Here is a 22,043-nt window from a genome sequence, read left to right on the forward strand (position 1 = left end):
CACACCGCGATGCCCGCCACGATCCCCACCACCCCCACCACCCCTACCGCCATGGCCCCCGCCGATCTCACGCCGGCGCCGCTCGACCGCGAAGCCGGCTACGCCCTGCTCGCCGAGCTCGCCGGTCCGGCCGCCGCCGGGACCCTCGGCGGCCTGGACGCGATCGCCCCGGGCTTCGCCGACTGGATCGTCACCAGCCTCTTCGGCGGCACCTACCAGCGCCCCGGCCTCGCCCTGCGCGACCGCCAGATCGCCAACCTGGCCGCGCTCACCGCCCTCGGCGGGGTCGAGCCGCAGCTCGCCGACCACGTGCGCAACAGCCTGCGGATCGGGATGAGCCGCGAGGAGATCACCGAGGTGATCGTCCACCTGGCCCCGTACGTCGGCCTGCCCAAGGCCCTGGCCGGCCTCCGGGTCGCCACCGCCACCTTCGCGGCGTCCGCAGCCCCGGCTTCCGAAGCCCCGGCGACCGACGCGTCGGCGGCCGACGCTCCCGTGACCGACGCCTCGGCGGAGGACGTGGCATGACCGCCACCCGCACCGTACGCACCGTCCTGGGCGACCTCGCCCCCGGCGAGCTGGGCGTCACGGACTCCCACGACCACCTCTTCATCCGCAGTCCCCTGCTCCCCGGCCAGGAGCTGGACGACCCGGTCGCCGCCGAGGCGGTGCTGCGCGAGTACGCCGCGGCCGGCGGCCGCTCCTTCGTCCAGTGGACCCCGCAGGGCATGGGGCGCGGCGCGGGCTCCCTCGCCGCGCTGTCCCGCGCGACCGGCGTCCACGTGGTCGCCGCCACCGGCGCGCACCAGGCGGTCCACTATCCCGAGGACCGGTTCCCCGCCGGCACCCCCACCGCGTCGGCCGAGCTCGCCGAGCACTTCGTCACCGAGCTCGTCACCGGGCTCCCCGGCGCCCCCGCGGGCGTCCGCGCCGGCCTGATCAAGATCGCCGACGACGCGGGCCCGCTGACCGGGCACACCCGCCGGACGGCGGCCGCCGCGGCCGAGGCGCACCACGCCACCGGCGCCCCGATCGCCGTCCACCTCGAACCCGAGGGCGACCCGCACGGCGTCCTGGACCGGCTGCACGGGCGGCACGGCGTCGACCCCGGCCGGATCCTCCTCGGCCACCTCACCCGCTTCACCGACCGGTCGCTGCACCGCAGCCTCGCCGCCGAGGGGGCCTTCCTCGCCCTGGACAGTCCCTCGCGGATCGGCCACCCCGCCGACCTCCAGGCCTTCGAGGTGATCGCTGACCTGGTCGAGGCGGGCCACGCCCACCGGCTCCTGCTCGGTGCCGACACCACCACCCGGACGGCCCGCGAGGTCGGCGGTCCCACCCGGCTGCTCACCGACCTCGTCCCGCGACTGGCCCGCACCTTCGGGCCCGAGCTGTGCGACCTGCTGCTGGTCACCAACCCGGCGGCCGCCCTCGCCGCGGACTGGCGAACCCCCTGAGGCGCACCCCACGGAGGGCCCCGAGACAGCCCCTGATGTGCTCCCTGATGCGGTCCCTCGTGTGGCCGAGTCCGCCCGCCGGGGTTTGAATCCGAAGAGCCCCTGTCCGGACCACGCCCCAGAGAGGCGGTTCCGACGATGCACTCGTGGCTCGCCCCCGCCCGGCTCGCCGTCGCGGCCTTCCTCGTCGTCGCGCTCTGCTTCTCCGGCTACCACGCGGCGACGGACGGCTCCGGGGTGGTGAACTTCCTCAGCTACTTCACCACCCTCGCCAACCTCGCCGGAGCGGCCGTCCTCGGCTACGGCGGCTGGGCCGGGCTGACCGGCCGCCGGCCCGTGCCGGACGCGGTGCGCGGCGCGGTGCTGCTCTACCTGGTGGTCACCGGGTTGGCGTACGGCACGCTGCTGGCGACGTACCCGGCGCCGCTGGTGATCCCGTGGGTGGACGACGTGGTCCACCGCGTGATGCCGCTGCTCGCGCTCGCCGACTGGCTGGTCGACCCGCCCGCCCGGCCCGTCCGGGCCCGGACGGTGCTCGGCTGGCTCGGGTTCCCGCTGCTCTACGTGGCGTACGCGCTGCTCCGCGGCCACGCCGCGGGCTGGTACCCGTACCCGTTCCTCGACCCCGCCCGACACGGCGGCTACCGCCGGATCGCGGGGGCGTGCTTCCTGCTGGCGGTGGCGTTCCTGCTGCTCGGGGCCGCGCTCGCGGCGGTCGGCAACGCCCTCGCCGCCCACCGCGACGCCCGGCGGGGCGTGGCGTCGAACGGCCGGCACGCCCGCGCCCGGGCGACCGGCTGAGAGCGACTGGCTGAGACTGACCCGCTGACGGCCGTCGCCGCCCGCCCGTACGGCGGCGGCCGACCCGACCATCCGGACCGCCACCCGGTGGCCCTGCCCGGCGGCACCCCGGCCGGACCGGTCGACGACGCCTGAGAACGAGGACGCCTGCGAACGACGGCGTCTGAGCACGAGGACGCCCGAGAACGAGGACGCCGACGGGGCCCGTGCCCGATGGGGGAGGGCACGGACCCCGCCGGCGACCGGACCGGGGGCTCACATGTGGGTGCCGCCGTCGATCCGGAGCTCGGTGCCGGTGACGAAGGCGCCGTCGTCGGAGGCCAGCATCGCGATCACGCCGGCCACCGTGTCCGGGCCCGCGAAGCCGTGTCCGAGGGCGGGGGAGAGCTTGGCCAGCAGGGTGAAGTCGGCGTCGGCGGGCAGGCCCGGGTTGTTGGTCATGCCGCTGTCGATGCTGCCCGGTGCGACGCAGACCGCGCGCAGGCCCTGCTTCGAGTACTCCGAGGCGATCGCGTGGGTGAAGGACTGGATGCCGCCCTTGGTCGCGGCGTACGCGGCCATGTAGGGGTGGGCGAAGCTCGCGGAGGTGGAGGAGAAGTTGACCACCACGCCCTTGCCGGTGGCGAGCAGTGCGGGGAGTGCCTCGCGGGTCATCAGGAAGGTGCCGGTCAGGTTCACCGCGAGGAGCTTGTTCCAGAACTCCAGCGTGGTCTCGTGGGTGTGCGAGGAACGGAGGATGCCGGCCGCGTTGACCAGGACGTCCAGACCGCCCAGGCCCGCGACGGCCTCGGCGACGCCCGCCACCACGGCGGCCTCGTCCGAGATGTCCAGGACCTGGATCGTCAGGCGGTCGGCGGTGCCCTCGGCGGTCGCGCGGTCCAGGGTCTTCTTCAGGCCGTCCTCGTTGACGTCGACGGCGACGACCTTCCCGCCCTCGGTGAGGATCCGGTGCACGGTCGCCTGGCCGATGCCAGAGCCGCCGCCGGTGATCAGGACGTTCCGTCCGCTGAAGCGCTCCATGGTGGTACTCCTTCGTTCGTGGTCTCTCGACCTCAAGAGACACGGTACGCCCATGTGGCACGTTGTGCCAAGAAGTCTCGATGTGCCACCTGGGCGCGATGCGTCGGGACCGTGATCGCTTGCGTACGCTGATCCCTGTGACCGGACGCCCGACCCTGACCCAGCGCCGCCGTGACGCCACCCGGCTGGAGATCGCCCGCACCGCCGCCGCGCTCTTCGCCGAGCAGGGCGCCGAGGCGACCACCGCCGAGGAGATCGCCGCCGCCGCGGGCGTCTCGCTGCGCACCTTCTACCGCTACTTCTCCGTCAAGGAGGACGCCGTCGCCCCGCTGCTGGCGGCGGGCGGGCAGCGCTGGGTGGACCTGCTGGCCGAGAGTCCGGCGGACGTCCCGCTGCGCGAGGCGCTGGAGCGCTCGGCCGTCGAGTCGCTCACCCCGGCCGACGACGAGGCCGTCGAGGCGATGCACTGGACCCGCGACCTGCTGCGCGACCCGCGGCTGGACGGCACCTGGCAGCGGGTCCATGCCGCGTCGGAGGCGCGGCTGCGGGGCGTGCTGGCCGCCCGCTGTCCGGACGGCGCCGATCCGCTGGAGGTCCGGCTGGCCGCTGCGGCGGCCACGGCGGCGATCCGGGTGGCCCTGGAGCAGTGGGCCGGCTCCGACGCCGCCGTCACCGGCCCCGGCTCCCCGCAGGACCTCGGCGCCCGCTGCATGCGCGAACTCACGGCGGGGCTGCGCCTGTGGGATCGGCCGGCGGGGGAGTGGCGACCCAGCGGTGAGCGGATGACAGCGGACGGATGACAGCAGCCGGATGACGGATAACAGATAGCGGCGAACAGATGACAGAGAACAACTTTCGAAATCTGTTATCTGTTATCCGTTCGCTGTCATCTGTTATCTGAAAGTTGAAATCTGTCATCTGTTCGCCGCTTGCCCACAGCCCCCGATCAGCTTCCTCCCAGCTCCCGCTAGGGTTGGTGCGCGCGCCCCGGTGGGGGAACCGGGGTGACCTCCTCGGATGTCCCTGAGTGGAGGGGGCGGGAGTTCGAGGCGTGGGAGCAACTGGAACATGGGTCTGACGAGCCACAAGGTGCTGGCACTGGCCGTGCTGATGGCGGTCGTGGTGATGGTCGGCACGGTCTGGCTCTGGCCCAGACTCGCCCGGAAGAGCTGGCAGGCGGTGCTCGGCCGCATCGGCGCGCTGCTCGCGACTCAGCTGGCGGTGCTCGCCGCGCTCGGGCTGGTGGCAAACAACTACTTCGCCTTCTACAGCAGTTGGGACGACCTGATGGGCACGGGCAGCACCGGCCCGGTCGTCATCCACAACAAGGCGGACGCCTCCGGCCGACTGCTGGTCGAGACCATAGGCCAGGCGTCGGTCAAGGGCGGCGGCGCGATGGGCCGTGAGCCCAGCCAGTCCGGCGAGATCCGCAAGGTCCGGATCGACGGCAAGGAGAGCCGGCTGTCGACCGAGGGCTTCGTCTACCTGCCGCCGCAGTACTTCCAGCCCGAGTACGCGCAGAAGCAGTTCCCGGCCGTGATCGTCAGCACCGGATTCCCAGGAATCGCCGAGAACCTGATCACCCGCTTCAACTACCCGGGCGCCGCGCTCAAGCTGCTGCAGGAGGGCCGGATGCAGCCGACCGTCATGGTCCTGATGCGTCCCTCGCCCGCCCTGCCGCAGGACACCGAGTGCGAGGACATCCCGGGCGGCGCCCAGTCCGACACGTACTTCACCAAGGACGTCCCGTCGGCGATCCAGGCCAGCTACCGGGTCTCGGCCGACCCCCGGGCCTGGGCCTTCATGGGCAACTCCACCGGCGGCTACTGCGCGCTCAAGCTGGCCATGCGCCACCCGGACGTCTTCCCGACCGCCGTGTCCCTGTCCGGGTACTACGAGGCGGCCGACGACCCGACCACCGGCGACCTCTTCGGCGGCAGCAAGCAGCGCCGCGACGAGGCCGACCTGATGTGGCGGTTGAAGAACCTGCCGCAGCCGGACGTCTCCGTGCTGCTGGCCGGCACCAAGAAGGGCGACGGCAACTACAAGCACGACACCGAGGCGTTCATCGACGCCGCGAGGAGCCCGATGAAGGTCTCCTACAGCATGCTCGAGAACGGCGGCCACAACTTCGAGACCTGGAGCGCCCTGCTGCCGTCCTCGCTGGAGTGGCTGTCCCAGCACCTCAAGGTCCCGAACCAGCCGGGCCACCCGGGCCAGACCGTCTGACGGCGCCGCCCGCGGAACGCACCGAACCCCCGGAAGCCTCGGCTCCCGGGGGTTCGGTGCGTTCCGGCGCCGGTCAGGCGACCCGTTCCAGCGTCCCGGTGTGCAGCTGGCCGACCCGGCCGCCCTCGCCCTCGAAGGTCCAGAAGGCCCGTACGGTCAGCGCGTTGAGGTCCATCACGTGACTGACGGTGATCCCGCTCTGTTCCGTCCAGCTGATGAAGTAGATCTCCGGCGCGACCTCGGCGACGTGCAGTCGCACGTCCTCCCACTGGCCCGCCGACTCACCGAGGCCCTCCCAGCGCAGCCGGGTGCCGTCGGCCGAGTAGGAGTTGCGGAAGGCCGCGCCGTTGTCGGCCCGGAAGACGTAGGTACGGCCGGCGAAGGCGGGCAGGGGCGCGGTCATGGTGGGGCGGAACCTCTTCTCTGGAACGGGGGACGGGTCGTACGGCTCCGGCCGGTGCTCTTGTGCACCGCGGAAAATCCCAGGGCTCCAATTTATCCGATGGGGCGGACTCGGGCGGCTCCACGCCACGGCGGTCACGCACGGTCCGCCACCGCGGCACCGCGCACCGTGTGTGACCGGCAGCCCGGGGGGCCCAGCGGGGCCGCGGGTTGGCGTCGGCTCCATTGATCAACTCGGCCGCCACGCAGCGTCGTTGATCGACACCACTGTGAGCTGCGCGACAACCGGCCCCATGAGGTTGTCCGTCCACGGACGGCCTGCCTAGCCTGCAGTCGTCGTCCGCTGTCGCGGACCCCGCCGCCGGGACGCCGAGTCCCGTCCACCCGCCGGCGAGTACCCGAGCACCACAGCGGACGGGAGCGGGGGAACCAAGGTCAGCGCCCGGCCCGTACGCACCAGCGTGCGGGGCGTGGCTAGGGGTGAAGCCGCTCCACAGGCGGCCGGGCAACTGCAGCCCGAATCCGACAGCTCACCTCGCAGGCGTGGCAGAGGACCCCCATGCACCAGCCTGCCCGGCGCCGTCGCGCGCCCCGCCACGCCCGTCCGTCCCGCCGCGGCCGCAACGCCGCCCTCGCCACGACCGGGGCGCTCGCCATCACCGGCGCCGGCCTGCTCGGTCTGCCGTCCGTCTCCGGCGCCCAGGCCGCCACCGGCCCGACCGTCACCCAGGACCGGCTCGCCCCGGCCACCATGGTCGCCGGCAGGGCCGGCACCGCCTCGCTGGCCCTGCACTCCTCGTCCTGCTTCACCGCCAAGACCGTCGGCGTCGGCGTCCGTGACGCGCGCGGCACCAACCTGGACTTCCCGGGCAACGCGAGCAACGTGCAGATCTGCCCCGGCGGACTCACCTACACCAGCGCCGCCCGCACCCTGGCCGCCGGGACGTACACCCAGTTCGGCTTCTGGCAGGACCTCGGCGGCGCCTGGCACAACCTGCCCTCGCAGCAGCTGGTGGTCTCGGCCACGGGTACGCCCACGCCGGCCCCGTCCCCGACGGCGACCCCGACGGCGAAGCCCACCGCGACTCCGACCGCGACCGCGAGCCCGACGGCGAAGCCCACCGCGACCGCGTCCCCCACCGCGAGCCCGACCGCGACGCCGACCGCGACGCCGACCCCCACCGCCACGGCCACCCCGACGACCCCGGCGCCGTCCTCCCTGATCGCCGGCAAGTCGCTGACCTGGTCCGACGAGTTCAACAGCCCGATCAACTGGGGCCAGCGCTGGGTCGGCGACAAGAGCACCTCGTACAAGTACGGGAACCACAACCCGGACGACAACAAGCTCGACTGGCTGAACAAGAACAACGTCACCGTCGCGAACGGCGTCGCCACCTTCACCGCCACCCCGGGCGGGCCGACGCTGGAGAACGGCAAGCAGTCCTGGAACACCGGCTTCCTGACCACCGAGGGCTCCGCCGAGGGCTTCCAGGTCAAGACCGGCGACTACGCCGAGACCCGGGTCAAGCTGCCCGCCGGCACCGGCGCCTGGCCCGCCCTGTGGACCTGGAAGAACGGCAACGGGGAGATCGACTCCTTCGAGTACCACCCCGACAACCCGAACCTGCTGGAGCTGACCAACCACGTCAACCCCGGCAACCCCGACTACTACACCGACGCGGGCGCCATCGGCACCGACCAGTGGGTGACCATCGGCACCTACTACGGCGCCAACTCGGTGGACTGGTACGTCAACGGCGTCAAGGTGTTCTCGGACGGCAAGGGCGTCGGAGCCAACTTCTCGGCGTACCTGATCCTCAACCTCTCGGTGAGCGCCGGCAAGTACCACCCGGCGCCGCAGGGGAACGCCCCGATCACCATGGCCGCCGACTACGTCCGCGTCTACCGGTAACCACGTCTACCGGTAACCACGAGCCCGCCCCATCGGTCAACGGAGGTCCGGCAGCCGCTCGCCGGACGGCCGGTGACCGGTGGGGCGATCCGGTCCGTCAGTCGCCCGCCGTCTCGACGACCCTGATGTCGAACTCCTCCCGGTGGCCCCTGCCGCCCGGGTCGTCCGCGCTGCGCACCTCGACCGAGCCGCCCTCCAGAACCCCGAGCGGCAGGTTGTCGGAGAGCCGGACCGGGACGAGGGCGGTCACGCTGCGCCCGTCCGGCAGCCCGGGACCGAACACGCAGCGCACCTGCCTGCCGCGCGAGACGACCGCACAGTCCTCGGGGTAGTACGGGCCCTCCGGGGTCACCCCGTCCGGCAGGGTGACCGTGATCGTGAGCGGTGAGGCGGTGGTGTCCGGGCCGAGATTGGCCACGAAGGCGTGGATGGTGGTGGCGCCGCCGGGCGGGGCCGGATCCGGGTCGATCCGGACCACCTCCAGGTGGGAGCGGGACGTCTTGGCGACCACGGCGGGCAGAGTGGACGCCTCGGGCGCCCCCGGCGCGACGGTCCCCAGATCCGGACGCGGCACCGGGTGCCGCACCGCCCAGGAGGGCCCGGCGGCCAGCGCGGCCACCGCGCAGCCCGCCGTCACCGCCGCCAGCAATCCGGCCCGGCCGAACCTCCTGCGCCCCGCGCCGCCCCGTACTCCGTGCTGCTCCACGCCGCTCACCCTGTTCCCGTGCTCCGGCGGCCCGCACCGTCGCGGGCCGCGTCCGCACCAGGGTGTCCGAGCCGCCGCCGCGAGGGCGCCGCAACTCGCCCACCGCCACTCGAACGGCGGGGGCACCGGTCATGGCCCGATCGCTCTTGCCGGTCAAGGCGGTTGACGGAGCGTCAGGGTGCCAGGACCTGCCCCAGCCGGGCCGCGATCTGGTGCATCACCGGCACCAGTGCGGACGCCCCCGCCTGCTCCTCCAGCGCCCGGATCCGGGCCTCCGGGCCGGAGACGGAGAGCGCGGTGGGCGTCGGCGCGCCCGGGACGGCGAGCGCGATGCAGCGGACGCCGATCTCCTGCTCCTGGTCGTCCACCACGTACCCGCGCTCGCGCGCCTCGGCGAGCTGGTCCATCAGCTCCTGCGGGTCGGTGAGGGTGTACTCGGTGTGGGCGGGCAGCGGGTTGGGGCCCAGGACCGCGCGCGCCTCGTCCTCGGGGAGCTGGGCGAGCAGCGCCTTGCCGACGCCGGTGCAGTGCGGCTGCACCCGCCGGCCGACCTCGGTGAACATCCGCATCGAGCGCCGCGACTGCACCTGCCCGACGTACACCACCTCGCCGCCCTCCAGTACCGCGAGGTTGGCGGTCTCGCCGGTGGCCTCCATGAGTTCGGCCAGGTACGGGCGGGCCCAGCTGCCGAGCAGGCGGCCGGCGGTCTCGCCGAGCCGGATCAGCCGGGGGCCGAGGGTGTAGCGGCGGGCGGTGTCCTGGCGGACATAGCCCTGCTGGACGAGGGTACGAACCAGTCGGTGGATGGTCGGCATCGGGAGGCCGGAGCTGGTGGAGAGCTCACTGAGGGTGGCCACGCCGCCCGAGTCGGCCAGCGCCTCCAGGAGTTGGAAGGCGCGCTCGACGGACTGCACGCCGCCGCTCGCGCGGTCGGCGCCTGTCGTCGATGCTGTGTCGGGGGTCGCAACCACCGGCGTTCCCTTCGCTGTCGGGGAGGAGTAGAGTCCCGGCGACCTCTTCAACAAACCGTTGAAATTCTGTATCGCGGAAACTAGTCTCCACCTTACAGAATCGAACCCGCCGACAGGCGGGTAACGATCGAGGAAGTTCCCGAGGAAGTTCCCACCGGAGCTCCCTTCGCCAGGCTCAACCGTCTTAGGAGTGTCCTGCTCATGGCTGCAGCTCAGGGGCCCGTCGGCGCCTCCCCCGCCGCTCCGGTCGTCACTGTCGCCGGACCGCGCGTCCATCGGGCCGAGGAGGTGCTCACCCCGGAGGCGGTCGCCTTCGTCGTGGGCCTCCATCGCGCCTTCGAGGGCCGTCGACAGGAGCTCCTGGCGAGGCGGAAGAGCCGACGCGCGGAGATCGCCCGCACCGGCACGCTGGACTTCCTCCCCGAGACCGCCGACGTCCGGGCCGGCGACTGGAAGGTCGCCGAGGCGCCGCGCGCCCTCCGGGACCGCCGGGTCGAGATCACCGGGCCCACCGACCGCAAGATGGTCATCAACGCGCTCAACTCCGGGGCGAGGATCTGGCTCGCCGACTTCGAGGACGCCACCTCCCCGACCTGGGAGAACGTGGTCAGCGGCCAGGTCAACCTGATCGACGCCTTCGAGGGCCGGATCGACTTCACCAGCTCGGCCGGCAAGGCCTACGCCCTCAAGCCCGCCGCCGAACTCGCCACCGTCGTGGTCCGCCCGCGCGGCTGGCACCTGGACGAGAACCACCTGCTGGTCGACGGCGTCCCGGTGGCCGGCGCGTTCGTCGACTTCGGCCTGTACTTCTTCCACAACGCGGCCCGGCTCATCGCCAAGGGCGCCGAGGACCCCAACTCCGGCCCGTACTTCTACCTGCCGAAGACCGAGAGCCACCTCGAGGCCCGGCTCTGGAACGACGTGTTCACCCACGCCCAGGCCGAGTTGGGCATCCCGCACGGCACCGTCCGGGCCACCGTGCTGATCGAGACCATCACCGCGGCCTTCGAGATGGACGAGATCCTCTACGAGCTGCGCGACCACGCGGCCGGCCTCAACGCCGGGCGCTGGGACTACCTGTTCTCGATCGTCAAGAACTTCCGCGACGCCGGCGAGCACTACATCCTCCCGGACCGCAACAGCGTCACCATGGCCTCGCCGTTCATGGCCGCCTACACCCGGCTGCTGGTGCGGACCTGCCACCAGCGCGGCGCTCACGCGATCGGCGGGATGGCCGCGTTCATCCCCAGCCGCAGGGACCCGGAGGTCAATGCCGCCGCGCTGGAGAAGGTCAAGGCGGACAAGGACCGCGAGGCCGGCAACGGCTTCGACGGCTCCTGGGTCGCCCACCCGGACCTCGTCCCGGTCGCCCGGGCCTCCTTCGACGCGGTGCTCGGCGAGCGGCCCAACCAGAAGGACAACCCGGGCCCCGCCGAGCCGGTCACCGCCGCCGAACTGCTCGACATCGCCGGTGCCGGGGGCACCTGCACCCGGGCCGGACTGCACAACGCCGTCCAGGTCGGCCTCCGCTACATCGAGGCCTGGCTGCGCGGGCTCGGCGCGGTCGGCATCTTCAACATGATGGAGGACGCCGCCACCGCCGAGATCTCGCGCTCGCAGATCTGGCAGTGGATCCACAACGGGGTCGTGCTGTCCGACACCGGCGAGAAGGCCACCGCCGAGCTGGTCCGCACCCTGGTCGCCACCGAACTGGCCGAGCTGCGCGCCGAGTTCGGCGACGAGGCCTACCGGGACGGCCGCTGGCGAGAGGCCGCCCAGCTCTTCGAACAGGTCGCCCTGGCCGAGGAGTTCGCGGACTTCCTGACCCTCCCCGCGCTTCCCCTGCTGGGCTGAGCACCAATCTACCCACCGGCGCCACCGCTGCCGCCTGCCGGGCCGTAGCAGTTCCGCCGCCCTTTGCTCCGTTCCGTACGGCGACGAATCCACCTGTCCTCTCGTCGCCGTGCGGAACGGTCTTTTTCTTCGTACGGCCTTACCCTCCTGAGGAGTTCACCGATGGCACGCATCTTCTTCAACGGCCAGGCGATGGTCGGCGGACCGTTCCACGAGAAGGTCGCCGACGCCCTCATCGGCCCGGCCCGCACCGCGGCCGGCTACCGCTTCTTCTCCATCGACCACAGCGGCGGCACGGACGTCTGCCCGGGACTGCTGGCCGACCCGTCCGTCGACACCGCGATCGAGGGCGAGCTGTACGAGATCAGCCTGGAGCGCCTGCGAGACGTCATCCTGCCCGGCGAGCCCAGGGAGTTGGAGCTCGGTGTGATCGAGCTGGAGGACGGCTCCGCGTGCTTCTCGATGCTGCTCGCCCGCGGCGAGGTCGAGCGCGGGGTGCACCGCGAGATCACCCACCACGGCGGCTGGCGGGCCTACCTGGCGACGCTGGGGCGCACGGCCTGAGGCGGCTTGGCCGATGGCGGCGAACAGATAACAGAAGACAGATAACAGAAGACAGCGAACGGATAACAGATGATGAAAGTTGTCATCTGTTATCCGTTCGCTGTCGGCCTTCCGCCGCCCCCTGTCCCCCCGCGCCCTCCCCCCCCCGCCCCGGGCACGCCGCGGCCCCGAACCCTCGCCGTGGGTTCGGGGCCGCGGTCCGCACGCCCGGACGGGCGTACGGAGTCCGGGTCACGCACCGTCCCTGGGCGCGCTCCGGAACCAGTGGGCCGGGCGGGCCGGAGGGCAGCTCCGGCCCGCCCGGCGGACCGTCAGACGGGCCGGGAGGCGAGCTCCTTGGCCGCGCGGGCGCAGGCACGCGCGATCCGGTCCTCGTTGACGGTGGTCAGCTCGCCCTTCTCGACGACGGCGTTGCCGTTGACGAACAGGGTCGCCAGCGGCGGCAGGGCGCCGAAGGTGAGGGCCGCGACCGGGTCGGCGATCGAGGAGTGCATGACCCCGTCGATCTTCCACAGCGCCAGGTCGGCCAGCTTGCCGGCCTCGATGGAGCCGATCTCGGCCTGCCGCCCGAGCACCCGGGCGCCGCCCATGGTGCCCAGCCGCAGTGCCTGGCGCCCGGTCAGCGCGGTCGGGGAGCCGTGCAGCCGGTTGATCAGCAGTGCGTTGCGCAGCTCGGTGCCCAGCTCGCCGGACTCGTTGGAGGCGGTGCCGTCGACGCCGAGCCCGACCGGTACGCCGGCCTTGAGCATGTCGGGCACCCGGGCGATCCCGGCGGCCAGGCGGGCGTTGGAGGAGGGGCAGTGCGCCACGCCGGTGCCGGTCTCGGCGAACTTGGCGATGTCGGAGTCGTTCATGTGGACGCAGTGCGCCATCCAGACGTCCTCGCCGAGCCAGCCGACCGACTCGAAGTAGTCGGTCGGCCCCATGCCGAACAGCTCCTTGCAGAACTGCTCCTCCTCGGCCGTCTCGGAGCCGTGGGTGTGCAGCCGGACGCCCTTGCGGCGGGCGAGTTCGGCGGACTGGCGGAGCAGGTCGGTGGAGACCGAGAAGGGCGAACAGGGCGCCAGCGCGACGTGCAGCATCGAGCCGAAGGAGGAGTCGTGGTAGCGGTCGACGGCGGCCTCGGAGGCGGCCAGGATGTCGTCCAGCTCCTCGACGGCGTGGTCCGGCGGCAGTCCGCCGTCCTTCTTGCTGCGGTCCATCGAGCCGCGCAGCGCGGTGAAGCGCAGGCCGAGCTCCTGGACGGCCTCGATCGAGGCGCCGAGGATGTCGCCGCCGTCCTTGGGGAAGACGTAGTGGTGGTCCGAGGCGGTGGTGCAGCCGGACTTGAGCAGGGCGGCGGCCGAGCCCTGGCTGGCGGCGTGCACGAGCTTGTCGTCGATCCGGGCCCAGGTCGGGTAGAGGGCGACCAGCCAGTCGAAGAGGATGTTGTCCTGGGCGAGGCCGCGGGTGATCCACTGGTAGAAGTGGTGGTGGGTGTTGACCAGGCCGGGGGTGAGCAGGTGGCCCTCGCCGTTGATCCGGCGCACCACGTTGTCCAGCCACGCCGGGGCGGGGCCGTTGCCGACGGATTCGATCCGGTTGCCGAGGATGACCACGTGGCCGCGGGCGTACTCGGTGTCGACGGCGTCGACCGTGGCGATCGCGACGTTCTCGATCACGATCCGCTGGTCGGCGGGCGGGGGCTGGACTGCCATGGTGTCACTCCTATGGGGGAGGGCCAGGAGGGGCGCGCACCGAGTGGTGTGCGCCCCTGCCCGGACCGGTCAGGACGGTGTCGCCGTCGGCACCGTCGCGCCGGGGGCCTCGCCGGACCTGGACTGCGATGCGGACCGGCGGGCGGTTCCGACGTGGTGGAACAGCAGGTTGAGCAGGACGGCCATCACGCAGCCGGCCGAGATCCCCGAGTGCATCAGGGTCCGGACCGCCTCCGGGAAGGCGTCGTAGAAGGTGGGTACGGCGATCGGGATGATGCCGACCCCGAGCGAGACCGACACCAGGATGGTGTTGGCGCTGGACTCCATGCCGGCTTCCGCGAGGGTGCGGATCCCGCTCGCCGCGACCGTGCCGAAGAGGACGATCCCGGCACCGCCGAGGACGGGCTGCGGCACCAGCGAGACGACCGAGCCGAGGACCGGGAAGAGTCCCAGCAGGATCAGGATGCCTCCGCCGGCCGCGACCACGAAGCGACTGCGGATCTTGGTCAGCGCCACCAGCCCGATGTTCTGGGCGAAGGCGCTGGCGGCGAAGCCGTTGAAGACGGGGCTGAGCGCGGTGGCCAGTCCGTCGGCCCGGAGGCCGGCGGCGAGCGTGGGTTCGTCGGCCTCGCGCTCGACGATCTTGCCGAGGGCGAGCATGTCGGCGGTGGACTCGGTCATCGAGACCACCATGACGATGCACATCGAGACGATCGCGGCCGCGTCGAAGGCGGGCGCGCCGAAGTGGAACGGGGACGGGAGCGCGAAGACCTTCGCGTCCTGGACCGCGCCGAAGTCGGCCAGCCCCAGCGGGAAGGCGACCAGGGTGCCGAACGCCAAGCCGATGAGCAGGGACAGCTGCTGCCAGAAGCCGCGCAGCAGCCGGTTGCACAGCACCACCGCGGCGAGGGTGATCGCGGCGAGGCCGACGGCCCGCACGGAGCCGTACCCGGGGGCGCCCGGCGAGCCGCCGCGCGCCCAGTTCACCGCCACCGGGAGCAGGGACACCCCGATGAGGGTGATCACGGTGCCCTGGACGACCGGGGGGAAGAACCGGATGAGCTTGCAGAAGTACGGCGCCGCGAGGAAGCACAGGGCCCCCGCGACGATCACCGCGCCGAAGATCACCGGGAGGGCGTCCTTCGGTCCGTGTTCCTTGGCGATGGCGATCATGGGCGCGACGCCCGCGAACGACACGCCGTTCACGAACGGCAGTCGTGCGCCGATCTTCCAGATGCCGAGGGTCTGGAGCAGGGTGGCCAGTCCGGCGGTGAACAGGCTGGCCGATATGAGCAGGGCGAGGTCGGTGGCGGAGAGTCCGACGCCGGCGCCGACGATGAGCGGGGGTGCGACGACTCCCGCGTACATCGCGGCGACGTGCTGGAGCCCGGTGGAGAACAGCTTCACCGGGGGCAGCACCTCGTCCACGGGGTGGGTCCCGGACCCGGACGGCCCGCCGGGCAGGCGGGTCGACGTACCGTCCGGGCCTGGGGTTCTTGCAGGGGTGGAACCGCCGTCGTTACTGCTGGTGTTGCTGGGTGCCATGTCGAGCCCCTCTTGTGCCCGTGGCTCCCGGCGCGCCCGTGGCGCTGGAGATCCCCCGAGGGCGGGACGGCGGAGCAAGGATCCCTCGGGACGCTTCTCCAGTGCCCCGGGCCGGCCGCCGCGAGGCGAGCACGAACTCCGGTTGGTGGGGGTGGAGAAACAGGTGGAGCGTGGTGCGGTGGTACGAGTGGCGAAGGTCGTGCGGGTGGCGATGGTGGTGCGGGTGGTGCGGTCCGCCCGAACTCGACCGGCCCGAGCGGGCCGGAGGGTGCGGCGATTCCGGGCGGAGTCCATGGGGTGGGGTGAGCGGGGTGGGGGAGGTCAGGCGACCGGGATGACCGGGACGACGCCCTCGCGGTGCACGGTGCCCTCGATCAGGCCGTACATGCGGTCCGCAGCGTAGTAGACCTCGTTCTCGTTCTTGAGGCCGAACGGCTCCAGGTCGACGAGGAAGTGGTGCTTGTTGGGCAGTTCGAGGCGTACCTCGTCCACCTCGGCGCGGTTGTTGAGGACCCGGGTGCCCATCGCGTGCAGGGTCTGCTGCAGCGAGTAGGAGTAGGTCTCGGCGAACGCCTCCAGCATGTGCCGCTTCACGTGGGTGTAGGAGCGGTTCCAGTTGGGCTGGGCCTCGCCGTCGCGACCGCTGTAGCCGTACTTCCAGCGGGCGGTGACCTGGGTGGCGAGGATACGGTCGTACGCCTCCTGGAGGGTGGTGTACTTGTCCTTGATGTAGCCCCAGAACTCCGAGTTGGTGGAGTTCATGACGATGAGGTCCTTGAGGCCGGAGATGACCTGCACCGTCTCGCCGTCGTAGACGATCTCGGTGGTGCGGGTCTCCTGGCCGGTGCGGACGAAGGAGTGGCCGACCTCCTCCGAGCCGATGAACCGGGCCGAGCTGTCCGGCGTCCTGATCCGGTCCCAGGCGTACTCCTCGATCCGGATCCGGGCGCTGTGCACGACGCCGCGCTCGGTGTCGTCGACGAAGTGCCGGGCCAGCAGGATGCCGAAGGCCTCGGCCGAGTCGATGCCGTACTCCTTGGCGAAGGCGTACACGGTGTTCTTGGTGGTGTCGGTGGGAAGGCAGTTGGCGTTCGACCCGGTGAGGTGGACGTCCTCGAACTCGCCCTGGAGGGAGACCGAGACGTTCAGGTCCTTGATCTCGTGCCGGGTGGAGTCGCGGTAGACCCGGACGATGCGGTTCTCCGCCTTGCCGTACTGGTTCTGACCGAGCACGTGGGCCATGACAGGCTCCTAAGCTTCCAGGTCGGTCTACTAGCTTCCGCGGTAGACCGAGTATCCGAACGGGTTCAGCAGCAGCGGCACGTGGTAGTGGTGCTGCTCGGGCGCGACCGTGAAGACGATCGAGACCTCGGGGAAGAACGGCGGCTCCGCGGACCCCCGCGCGTAGTACGCGCCGGTGTCGAAGAGCAGCCGGACGACCGAGCCCGCCTCCACGGCCGGGAGGTCCTTGACCCGGCCGTCGGAGTCCGTGGCGGAGGTGCCGAGCACCTGCCAGCCACCCTCGGTGTGCAGTGCGAGCTCGACCGGGACGCCCTCGGCCGGGCGGCCGAGGCTGGTGTCGAGCACGTGGGTGGAGATGCCAGTCATGGGTGAGGTGACCTTACTGATGGCAGAGGTGATGGTGCGTCAGATCGCGCGGGGCGCACGTCCGGGGTGGGGCGTCCGGGATGGGACGCCCTTCCTGCCGAGCATTCTTGACGATGCGTCAGGAACCGTCGAGGAGGCGGCTCAGCCGGATGTCGTTGATCTTGCGCAGCTCGCCCCGGACGATCTCCGCCTCGGTGGCGGGGTCGTTGGGGTGGCGCTCGCGCAGGGCCGTGAGCATGGTGACCGCGGTGCGGCCGGTCGCGCAGATCAGGAACACGTGGCCGAACTTCGCCTCGTAGGCGGTGTTGGCCTCGTGCAGTTCGTCGAGGACCGCCCGGTCCACGCCCTGGATGCCGGCCTGTTCGCGCTCGGAGGTGGCGTCGCCCTCCTTGGGCCGGCCGATCCGGGCGTGTCCGGCCATCGCGTCGCGCAGGTCCGCGACGGTCAGCGCGGCCATGGCCGCCGCGTTGGCGGCGAGCAGGGCCTCACGGCTGGGCCAGGGTCGGGTCTGTGCGACGGCGGCGGCCCAACGGGGGCTGGAGCATACCTCCAGCAGGATCTCCTCCAGCTTCGCGGCATCGGCCGCGGCCAGGGAGTCGAGGGCGTGGGGGTGGTTGGTCACGAGTGGACCTCCTGAAGAGTGGTGCCACCCGGAAAAGCTAGATCGGCCCCACCCTGCCGTCAACAGTTTGTTGAACCCTTGGTGGTTACGTTTTGAACCGGGCCGCGCTGCGGGGCCCTTTCGTGTGCGATTCGCCAAGTGTGCCCCGCCGTGGGCCGGTCGAGACTGTCCACAGCGGCGGGGTCACCCGTCCGCGAACCCCTCGTGGGTTCCTTGCGAGCTCTTCGCGGGGAGCCCGCGAGCCGCGCTCAGGACGGCTTCGTGCCGTCCTGGCGGTTCAGGTAGTTGTACACGGTGAAGCGGCTGACGCCCAGGGCCGAGGCGACCGTCTCGACCCCGTGGCGGACGGTGAAGGCGCCGCGCTCCTCCAGCAGGGCGACGACCCGCTGCTTCTCCCAGCGGTCCAGCTCGGCCAGCGGGCGGCCGTCGAACTGGCGGGCCATCTCGGCCAGCAGCCGGTCCAGCGCACTGCTCAGGTGCGGCAGCCGGACGGCCAGGGCCGGGGTGCCCTCCCACTCCAGGACGACGTCCTCGGCCTTCGCCTCGTCCAGTGGGACGGGCGTCGCGCCGACCGCGTCCAGCAGCGGCTTGACCGCCGCGGCGAGCGGGTGCTCCACGTGCTCGGTCACGGCGTACCGCCCTCCTCTCCCAGCACGCTCACCTGGACGGAGATGCGGGTCGCCCCGGCGTCCAGGGTCTCCCGGAGCAGCCGGGTCACCGCGGCGAGGACCTGGTCGGCCTCGCCCTCGGCGCCGGTCCCGAAGGGGCCGACCGCCACGTCCAGGCCGGCCTCGTCGACGACCTTGCGGGCCGTCGCGGCGTGCTCGGGGAACGTGTCCAGTTCGAACGGTTCTGTCGTGAACTCCACCATCAATCGCACCCGCTCACTCTAGCGAGCGGGGGTGGGCCGGGGCAGGGCCTGGGCGATCGAACAGTCGCGGGACCGGTGGGCGGACCCCTCGGAGCCACTTCAACAAAATGTTGCGGCAGCCTTGACACCCGCTCGGCGGGCCGGAGATGCTTCCACCACACAGAATCCCTCTTCCGGATCGTGGAAGTTGCGGATGAAGGAAGAGAGAGTGAGAGGTGATGGACGTGACGGCGGCTGCCAAGCACGGCTTCACGGTCAACCTGTCGATCCTGTTCGGCGAACTCCCGCTGCTGGAGCGCCCCGCGGCCGCCGCCGCGGCCGGCTTCACGGCCGCCGAACTCTGGTGGCCCTTCGGCACCGAGCACAGCCCGGGCCGGGCCGAACTCGACGCGCTGCGCAAGGCGTTCAGTGACGCGGGCGTCCGGCTCACCGGCCTCAACTTCCTGGACGACCTCAGCCAGGGCGCCCGGGGAACCGTCTCGGTCCCGTCCGAGCGGGAGCGCTTCCGGGCCAACGTCCCGGTCGCCGCGGAACTGGCCGCCTCGCTCGGTGCCACCGCGCTCAACGCGCTGTACGGCAACCGGGTCGAGGGCGTCGAGCCGGCCGAGCAGGACGCGGTCGCACTGGAGAACCTGGTGCTCGCGGCCCGGGCGGCCCACGAGATCGGTGCCGTCCTGCTGATCGAGGCCCTCAACGCGGCCGAGTCCCCGGACTACCCGTTGGTCTCCGCGGCCGCCGCGGTCGAGGTGGTCGACAAGGTCAACGCCGCCACCGGCCTGGGGAACGCCAGGTTCCTCTGCGACCTGTACCACCTGGCCAAGAACGGCGAGGACCTGGCGGCCGTCATCGACACCTACGCCGACCGGATCGGCCACGTGCAGATCGCCGACAACCCGGGCCGCAACGAGCCCGGCACCGGCGGGCTGGACTTCGAGGACCTGTTCGCCCGGCTCAGCGCGGCCGGCTACAGCGGCTCGATCGGCCTGGAGTACCGCCCCTCCACCGGCGTCAGCGCCGACAGCTTCGACTGGCTGCCGCGCGAGCTGCGCGCCGCCCGCTGACCCGGCGCCCACTCCGCCGGCGCCCACTCCGCCGGCCGACCCGGCGCCCCCGGCGCCCGTCCGGCCCGGGTGCGCGGCGTACCGCGGCGCCCGTCCGGCCCGTCACCCCTCCCCACCCGTACACGTAAGGAACCCGACGCGATGAGCGCCTCCCGCAAGATTGCCTTCGTCGGCCTCGGCATCATGGGCAAGCCCATGGCCGTCAACCTGGTCAAGGCCGGCCACCACGTGACCGGCTTCGACCTCTCCCCGGCCTCGATCGACACCGTGATCGCGGCCGGCGGCCACGGTGCCGCCAGCATCGCCGACGCGGTGAAGGACGCCGAGGTCGTCATCACCATGGTCCCGGCCGACCCGCACGTCGAGGCGGTCATCCTCGGTGAGGGCGGCGTCCTGGAGAACGTCCAGGCCGGCACCCTGGTGATCGACATGTCCTCGATCACCCCGCAGACCTCCATCAAGGTCGGCAAGGCCGCCCGGGAGAAGGGCGTGCGCACCCTGGACGCCCCGGTCTCCGGCGGCGAGGCCGGTGCGGTCGAGGCGGTGCTGTCGATCATGGTCGGCGGCGAGGCGGCGGACTTCGCCGAGGCGAAGCCGCTGTTCGACGCGCTCGGCACCACGGTCGTCCACGTCGGCCCCGACGGCGCCGGCCAGACCGTGAAGGCCGCCAACCAGCTGATCGTCGCGGTCAACATCCAGGTGCTCGCCGAGGCCGTGGTGTTCCTGGAGAACGCCGGCGTCGACCTCGCGGCCGCGCTGGACGTGCTCGGCGGCGGCCTGGCCGGCTCCACGGTGCTCAACCGCAAGAAGGCGAACATGCTCAACCGCGAGTTCGCCCCCGGCTTCCGGATCGACCTGCACCACAAGGACATGGGCATCGTCACCGACGCCGCCCGCGCCGTGGGCGCCGCGCTGCCGGTCGGCGCCGTGGTCGCCCAGCTGGTCGCCTCCGCCCGGGCCAACGGCGACGGTTCGCTCGACCACTCGGCGCTGCTGCGCGGCGTCGAGCGGCTCTCGGGCCGCGAGGTCGCCTGACCCGAAGGGCCGAGGCCCCACAGACTCCTCCTGGTGGCGTGTACCTGATCCGGTCGTGCCCGCGCCACCAGGAGGCCAGACCCGACCGGCGTGCGGGCAGGGGCTCATCCGCCCGCCCGCCGGTCGATCCAAGCCGGTGACGCACACACCCTCCCCCGGGGGCACTTCGGTCGTGCCAGCGGTGCGTCGCCTGGCCCCCTCCTCGCCGAGGGGAGCCCCTCGAACGTCGGAAGCGGGTCGAGGGGAACGGCGGGGAGGGGGTCGCACCCCCTACGGGACCGGCGCTCCCACGGAAGCGACGATCCTCCGGGACCGGCGCTCCCGCGGGAGCTCGGCCCCGGGCCGGGCCGCACCGCCCGGCCAGGGGGTCGCAACCCCGGTGCCACCGGACCCATGCTTGTCCGGACCCATGTTCGTGGAACACCGCCCGACCCGCACGGAAGTGAGGACCACCGATGCCCCCCACCCCCCTCAAGGGCCACGTGGTCGTAGCGCCGGACAAGTTCAAGGGCACCCTGGAGGGTGCCGAGGTCGCCGCCCGGATCGCCGCCGGCATCCGGCGTGCCGCACCCGGCGCCGACGTGCGCGAACTGCCCGTCGCCGACGGCGGTGAGGGCACCCTGGCCGCGGCGCTCGCGGCCGGGTTCGACCGCGTCCCGGCCAAGGTGGCCGGTCCGACCGGCCTGCCGGTGGACGCCGCCCTGGCCGTCCGCGGCGACACCGCCGTGGTCGAACTGGCCCAGGCCTCCGGGCTCGCCCGGCTGCCCGGCGGCCGGACCGCCCCGCTCGCGGCCGGCTCCTACGGCGTCGGCCAGCTGATCGCCCGCGCGGTGTCGATGGGCGCCAAGCGGATCGTGCTCGGCCTCGGCGGCAGCGCCTGCACGGACGGCGGGGCCGGAATGGTGCAGGCGCTCGGGGTCCGGCTGCGGGACGCCGACGACGTCGAACTTCCGCCCGGCGGAGCCTCGTTGCGCCGCCTGGAGCGGATCGACCTCGGCCCGCTGGCCGAGCTGCTGACCGGGGTGGACGTCGTGGTCGCCTGCGACGTGGACAACCCGCTGCTGGGCCCGCGCGGCGCCACCGCCGTCTACGGCCCGCAGAAGGGCGCCGACGGCGACGACCTGGTGGTCCTGGAGCAGGGGCTGACCCGCTTCGCCGACCGGGTGGCCGCGGTGACCGGTCGGGACGTGCGGGAGGCCCCCGGCGCCGGGGCCGCGGGCGGGGTGGGCTTCGCCGCCCTCGCCCTGCTCGGCGCCACCATGCGACCCGGTATCGAGCTGCTGCTCGAACTGCTGGGTTTCGACGAGGCCGTGCGTGGGGCACGCCTCGTCGTCACCGGTGAGGGCTGCCTGGACGCTCAGACGCTCCATGGCAAGGCCCCCGCCGGAGTCGCCGCGGCGGCTGCCCGGGCGGGGGTTCGGGTGGCCGCCGTGGCGGGTCGGCTGGAGCTGTCCGAGCCCGAGTGGCGGGCGGCCGGCTTCACCGCCGCGGTCGCCCTCACCGACCTGGCCGAGCAGCCGGGGGACAGCATGACCAGGGCCGGCGAGCTGGCCGAGGTGGCGGGGGAGCGGCTGGCCGTGGAGCTGCTGCCGGGCTGAGCCCTCGTACGTTCCTCCATTGACGTTTTGTTGAAGGCGGGCCTAGGCTCCCGGCAATCCTTCGACCCCACCCGTGTTCCGCCACCCCCA

At 72.4% G+C, this 22,043-nt stretch carries 22 protein-coding genes and 1 riboswitch; of the genes, 11 read left to right on the forward strand and 11 right to left on the reverse strand.

The features are described 5' to 3' along the window. Positions 1-9: 9 nt before the first annotated feature. The 3 genes from ACFC1T_RS23095 (at position 10) to ACFC1T_RS23105 (ending at position 2,258) form a co-directional block, all read left to right on the forward strand. Positions 10-528, forward strand: coding sequence for a carboxymuconolactone decarboxylase family protein (locus tag ACFC1T_RS23095; protein ID WP_375891426.1), 519 nt, complete (start codon positions 10-12; stop codon positions 526-528). Further along, positions 525-1,457 carry a phosphotriesterase gene (locus tag ACFC1T_RS23100; RefSeq protein WP_375891427.1) on the forward strand — a complete coding sequence of 311 codons (933 nt, stop codon included), beginning with the start codon at positions 525-527 and terminating at the stop codon, positions 1,455-1,457. The genes ACFC1T_RS23095 and ACFC1T_RS23100 overlap by 4 nt, the downstream gene beginning before the upstream one ends. Before the next feature lie 138 nt (positions 1,458-1,595). Further along, positions 1,596-2,258 (forward strand): Pr6Pr family membrane protein, encoded by a 663-nt coding sequence (locus ACFC1T_RS23105; protein WP_375891429.1) that lies wholly within the window; start codon positions 1,596-1,598, stop codon positions 2,256-2,258. A gap of 255 nt (positions 2,259-2,513) precedes the next feature. Here ACFC1T_RS23105 and ACFC1T_RS23110 read toward each other — a convergent pair whose 3' ends face one another. After that, positions 2,514-3,278 carry an SDR family NAD(P)-dependent oxidoreductase gene (locus ACFC1T_RS23110; protein ID WP_375891430.1) on the reverse strand — a complete coding sequence of 255 codons (765 nt, stop codon included), beginning with the start codon at positions 3,276-3,278 and terminating at the stop codon, positions 2,514-2,516. Between the two features lie 137 nt (positions 3,279-3,415). Between ACFC1T_RS23110 and ACFC1T_RS23115 the strand changes: the two genes are divergently transcribed. Next, positions 3,416-4,078 carry a TetR/AcrR family transcriptional regulator gene (locus ACFC1T_RS23115; protein ID WP_375891432.1) on the forward strand — a complete coding sequence of 221 codons (663 nt, stop codon included), beginning with the start codon at positions 3,416-3,418 and terminating at the stop codon, positions 4,076-4,078. Positions 4,079-4,346: 268 nt separating this feature from the next. Next, positions 4,347-5,507, forward strand: a complete 1,161-nt coding sequence (locus ACFC1T_RS23120; protein ID WP_375891434.1) for an alpha/beta hydrolase — start codon at positions 4,347-4,349, stop codon at positions 5,505-5,507. Between the two features lie 73 nt (positions 5,508-5,580). Here the strand turns inward: ACFC1T_RS23120 and ACFC1T_RS23125 are convergent, their stop codons facing one another. Further along, positions 5,581-5,910: a MoaF N-terminal domain-containing protein gene (locus ACFC1T_RS23125; protein ID WP_375891436.1), complete on the reverse strand. Its 330-nt coding sequence runs from the start codon at positions 5,908-5,910 to the stop codon at positions 5,581-5,583. A gap of 443 nt (positions 5,911-6,353) precedes the next feature. After that, a riboswitch (cyclic di-AMP (ydaO/yuaA leader) is annotated at positions 6,354-6,461 on the forward strand. Positions 6,462-6,468: 7 nt separating this feature from the next. Here ACFC1T_RS23125 and ACFC1T_RS23130 point away from each other — a divergent pair. Next, a complete protein-coding gene (locus tag ACFC1T_RS23130; RefSeq protein ID WP_375891438.1) occupies positions 6,469-7,821 on the forward strand; it encodes a hypothetical protein in 1,353 nt (450 codons plus the stop codon). 97 nt (positions 7,822-7,918) lie between these two features. Here ACFC1T_RS23130 and ACFC1T_RS23135 read toward each other — a convergent pair whose 3' ends face one another. Both ACFC1T_RS23135 and ACFC1T_RS23140 read right to left on the reverse strand, forming a co-directional pair. Continuing rightward, on the reverse strand, positions 7,919-8,527 hold the full coding sequence (locus tag ACFC1T_RS23135; RefSeq protein WP_375891440.1) for a hypothetical protein: 609 nt from the start codon (positions 8,525-8,527) through the stop codon (positions 7,919-7,921). 173 nt (positions 8,528-8,700) lie between these two features. Next, entirely contained in the window at positions 8,701-9,498 is a 798-nt protein-coding gene (locus ACFC1T_RS23140) for an IclR family transcriptional regulator (RefSeq protein WP_375891442.1), read from the reverse strand. 201 nt (positions 9,499-9,699) lie between these two features. Here ACFC1T_RS23140 and aceB point away from each other — a divergent pair, with 201 nt between their 5' ends. Together aceB and ACFC1T_RS23150 are read left to right on the forward strand one after the other, a co-directional pair. Beyond that, positions 9,700-11,352, forward strand: coding sequence for a malate synthase A (gene aceB / locus ACFC1T_RS23145; RefSeq protein ID WP_375891443.1), 1,653 nt, complete (start codon positions 9,700-9,702; stop codon positions 11,350-11,352). 162 nt (positions 11,353-11,514) lie between these two features. Beyond that, entirely contained in the window at positions 11,515-11,916 is a 402-nt protein-coding gene (locus ACFC1T_RS23150) for a gamma-glutamylcyclotransferase (protein ID WP_375891444.1), read from the forward strand. A gap of 311 nt (positions 11,917-12,227) precedes the next feature. On the opposite strand, the gene ACFC1T_RS23155 is transcribed toward ACFC1T_RS23150, so the two are convergent. The 7 genes from ACFC1T_RS23155 to ACFC1T_RS23185 all read right to left on the reverse strand — a co-directional run bounded on the left by ACFC1T_RS23155 (position 12,228) and on the right by ACFC1T_RS23185 (position 18,259). Continuing rightward, positions 12,228-13,613 carry an 8-oxoguanine deaminase gene (locus tag ACFC1T_RS23155; RefSeq protein WP_375891445.1) on the reverse strand — a complete coding sequence of 462 codons (1,386 nt, stop codon included), beginning with the start codon at positions 13,611-13,613 and terminating at the stop codon, positions 12,228-12,230. A 69-nt stretch (positions 13,614-13,682) separates the two neighbouring features. After that, the gene (locus ACFC1T_RS23160) at positions 13,683-15,158 is read right to left on the reverse strand and encodes a nucleobase:cation symporter-2 family protein (RefSeq protein WP_375891446.1); all 1,476 of its coding nucleotides are present in this window, start codon (positions 15,156-15,158) and stop codon (positions 13,683-13,685) included. Between the two features lie 321 nt (positions 15,159-15,479). Next, positions 15,480-16,400 carry a factor-independent urate hydroxylase gene (gene pucL / locus ACFC1T_RS23165; protein WP_375891447.1) on the reverse strand — a complete coding sequence of 307 codons (921 nt, stop codon included), beginning with the start codon at positions 16,398-16,400 and terminating at the stop codon, positions 15,480-15,482. A 30-nt stretch (positions 16,401-16,430) separates the two neighbouring features. Then, a complete protein-coding gene (gene uraH, locus ACFC1T_RS23170; protein WP_375891448.1) occupies positions 16,431-16,766 on the reverse strand; it encodes a hydroxyisourate hydrolase in 336 nt (111 codons plus the stop codon). Positions 16,767-16,884: 118 nt separating this feature from the next. Further along, the gene (gene uraD / locus ACFC1T_RS23175) at positions 16,885-17,388 is read right to left on the reverse strand and encodes a 2-oxo-4-hydroxy-4-carboxy-5-ureidoimidazoline decarboxylase (protein ID WP_375891449.1); all 504 of its coding nucleotides are present in this window, start codon (positions 17,386-17,388) and stop codon (positions 16,885-16,887) included. Positions 17,389-17,636: 248 nt separating this feature from the next. Beyond that, positions 17,637-18,017 (reverse strand): helix-turn-helix domain-containing protein, encoded by a 381-nt coding sequence (locus ACFC1T_RS23180; protein ID WP_375891450.1) that lies wholly within the window; start codon positions 18,015-18,017, stop codon positions 17,637-17,639. Continuing rightward, complete coding sequence (locus ACFC1T_RS23185; protein ID WP_375891475.1) at positions 18,014-18,259, reverse strand: thiamine-binding protein; 246 nt, start codon at positions 18,257-18,259, stop codon at positions 18,014-18,016. Before ACFC1T_RS23185 ends, ACFC1T_RS23180 begins: the two co-directional genes overlap by 4 nt. Positions 18,260-18,477: 218 nt before the next feature. Here ACFC1T_RS23185 and ACFC1T_RS23190 point away from each other — a divergent pair, with 218 nt between their 5' ends. The 3 genes from ACFC1T_RS23190 to ACFC1T_RS23200 all read left to right on the forward strand — a co-directional run bounded on the left by ACFC1T_RS23190 (position 18,478) and on the right by ACFC1T_RS23200 (position 21,953). Next, complete coding sequence (locus ACFC1T_RS23190; protein ID WP_375891451.1) at positions 18,478-19,320, forward strand: TIM barrel protein; 843 nt, start codon at positions 18,478-18,480, stop codon at positions 19,318-19,320. A gap of 141 nt (positions 19,321-19,461) precedes the next feature. Continuing rightward, positions 19,462-20,355, forward strand: coding sequence for a 2-hydroxy-3-oxopropionate reductase (locus ACFC1T_RS23195; protein ID WP_375891452.1), 894 nt, complete (start codon positions 19,462-19,464; stop codon positions 20,353-20,355). A 455-nt stretch (positions 20,356-20,810) separates the two neighbouring features. Continuing rightward, positions 20,811-21,953, forward strand: a complete 1,143-nt coding sequence (locus ACFC1T_RS23200; protein WP_375891453.1) for a glycerate kinase — start codon at positions 20,811-20,813, stop codon at positions 21,951-21,953. Positions 21,954-22,043 lie beyond the last annotated feature (90 nt).

The sequence above is a fragment of the Kitasatospora sp. NPDC056076 genome (genome assembly GCF_042266305.1).
Classification (GTDB): domain Bacteria; phylum Actinomycetota; class Actinomycetes; order Streptomycetales; family Streptomycetaceae; genus Kitasatospora.

Coding starts and splice junctions, on each gene's coding strand:
- ACFC1T_RS23095 (WP_375891426.1), top strand. CDS start 10: ATGCCCGCCACGATCCCCACCACCCCCACCACCCCTACCGCCATGGCC.
- ACFC1T_RS23100 (WP_375891427.1), top strand. CDS start 525: ATGACCGCCACCCGCACCGTACGCACCGTCCTGGGCGACCTCGCCCCC.
- ACFC1T_RS23105 (WP_375891429.1), top strand. CDS start 1,596: ATGCACTCGTGGCTCGCCCCCGCCCGGCTCGCCGTCGCGGCCTTCCTC.
- ACFC1T_RS23110 (WP_375891430.1), bottom strand. CDS start 3,278: ATGGAGCGCTTCAGCGGACGGAACGTCCTGATCACCGGCGGCGGCTCT.
- ACFC1T_RS23120 (WP_375891434.1), top strand. CDS start 4,347: ATGGGTCTGACGAGCCACAAGGTGCTGGCACTGGCCGTGCTGATGGCG.
- ACFC1T_RS23125 (WP_375891436.1), bottom strand. CDS start 5,910: ATGACCGCGCCCCTGCCCGCCTTCGCCGGCCGTACCTACGTCTTCCGG.
- ACFC1T_RS23130 (WP_375891438.1), top strand. CDS start 6,469: ATGCACCAGCCTGCCCGGCGCCGTCGCGCGCCCCGCCACGCCCGTCCG.
- aceB (WP_375891443.1), top strand. CDS start 9,700: ATGGCTGCAGCTCAGGGGCCCGTCGGCGCCTCCCCCGCCGCTCCGGTC.
- ACFC1T_RS23150 (WP_375891444.1), top strand. CDS start 11,515: ATGGCACGCATCTTCTTCAACGGCCAGGCGATGGTCGGCGGACCGTTC.
- ACFC1T_RS23155 (WP_375891445.1), bottom strand. CDS start 13,613: ATGGCAGTCCAGCCCCCGCCCGCCGACCAGCGGATCGTGATCGAGAAC.
- ACFC1T_RS23160 (WP_375891446.1), bottom strand. CDS start 15,158: ATGGCACCCAGCAACACCAGCAGTAACGACGGCGGTTCCACCCCTGCA.
- pucL (WP_375891447.1), bottom strand. CDS start 16,400: ATGGCCCACGTGCTCGGTCAGAACCAGTACGGCAAGGCGGAGAACCGC.
- uraH (WP_375891448.1), bottom strand. CDS start 16,766: ATGACTGGCATCTCCACCCACGTGCTCGACACCAGCCTCGGCCGCCCG.
- ACFC1T_RS23185 (WP_375891475.1), bottom strand. CDS start 18,259: ATGGTGGAGTTCACGACAGAACCGTTCGAACTGGACACGTTCCCCGAG.
- ACFC1T_RS23190 (WP_375891451.1), top strand. CDS start 18,478: ATGGACGTGACGGCGGCTGCCAAGCACGGCTTCACGGTCAACCTGTCG.
- ACFC1T_RS23195 (WP_375891452.1), top strand. CDS start 19,462: ATGAGCGCCTCCCGCAAGATTGCCTTCGTCGGCCTCGGCATCATGGGC.
- ACFC1T_RS23200 (WP_375891453.1), top strand. CDS start 20,811: ATGCCCCCCACCCCCCTCAAGGGCCACGTGGTCGTAGCGCCGGACAAG.